This is a genomic window from Listeria rocourtiae FSL F6-920 (assembly GCF_000525975.1).
Classification (GTDB): Bacteria; Bacillota; Bacilli; order Lactobacillales; family Listeriaceae; genus Listeria_A; species Listeria_A rocourtiae.
In genome coordinates this window covers 1-1,220 of the sequence record NZ_AODK01000106.1, presented here as the reverse complement: position 1 = coordinate 1,220, position 1,220 = coordinate 1, and the positions used below count along the sequence as shown (strand labels likewise).

The following is a 1,220-nucleotide window of genomic DNA, read 5'->3' as shown; positions in this document are numbered from 1 at the left end:
CGAGAGGCTGGCTTCTGAAGCTGGATCCGGAGGCGCTTCACGGGATTGCTGTACATGGATTACATGCTCGCTTCGCTCTCATGCATATTGAGGCTCTAATTCAGCATACTACGCTTCTTAAGAGCCACAACAAAGCTGAAACGGCCCGTTCAGCTCCGAAAAAAACTGGAGCGGCCTTAGTAAAAAGTCGCTCTTGCTTTTTATGGAGGGCGTGAAGTTTTCGAGGAGTTGGCCGTTGAAGCTGGATCTCATGAAAAGCTGAAGAAGCCCGTTAGGCTCGACAGAAATTGTTAGGGGGCGCAGTGAAAACCCTCTTTTGGTTTTTACGGAGGCACCGAAATTTCCGAGAGGCTGGCTTCTGAAGCTGGATCCGGAGGCGCTTCACGGGATTGCTGTACATGGATTACATGCTCGCTTCGCTCTCATGCATATTGAGGCTCTAATTCAGCATACTACGCTTCTTAAGAGCCACAACAAAGCTGAAACGGCCCGTTCAGCTCCGAAAAAAACTGGAGCGGCCGCAGTAAAAAGCCGTTCTTGCTTTTTATGGAGGGCGTGAAGTTTTCGAGGAGTTGGCCGTTGAAGCCGGATCTCATGAAAAGCTGAAGAAGCCCGTTAGGCTCGACAGAAATTGTTAGGGGGCGCAGTGAAAACCCTCTTTTGGTTTTTACGGAGGCACCGAAATTTCCGAGAGGCTGGCTTCTGAAGCTGGATCCGGAGGTGCCTCACGTGATGCAGTACATGGATTACATGCTCACTTCGTTCTCATGCATATTGAGGCTCTCATGTGCACTGCTTCTTATTTGATTCCAGTTACTCCCTGTTCTGCGCTTAAGAACCACTGATGGATTACATGTTCGCTTTGCTCTCATGCATATTGAGGCTCTCTTGCATACTGCTTCTTATTTGATTCTAGTTATTCCTTGTTCTGCGCTTAAGAGCCACTGGTGGATTACATGCTCACTTCGTTCTCATGCATATTGAGGCTCTCATGTGCACTGCTTCTTATTTGATTCCAGTTATTCCCTGTTCTGCACTTAAGAGCCACTGATGGATTACATGCTCACTTCGTTCTCATGCATATTGAGGCTCTCATGTGCACTGCTTCTTATTTGATTCCAGTTATTCCCTGTTCTGCACTTAAGAGCCACTGATGGATTACATGCTCACTTCGTTCTCATGCATATTGAGGCTCTCATGTGCACTGCTTCTTATTTGAT

Annotated in this window: 1 protein-coding gene; it reads left to right on the top strand. The window is 47.4% G+C overall.

What is annotated here, in order from left to right:
• Window positions 1-215 (top strand): hypothetical protein (locus tag PROCOU_RS18135; protein WP_036074478.1); only part of this gene is annotated, 215 nt, incomplete at its 5' end.
• Window positions 216-1,220 lie beyond the last annotated feature (1,005 nt).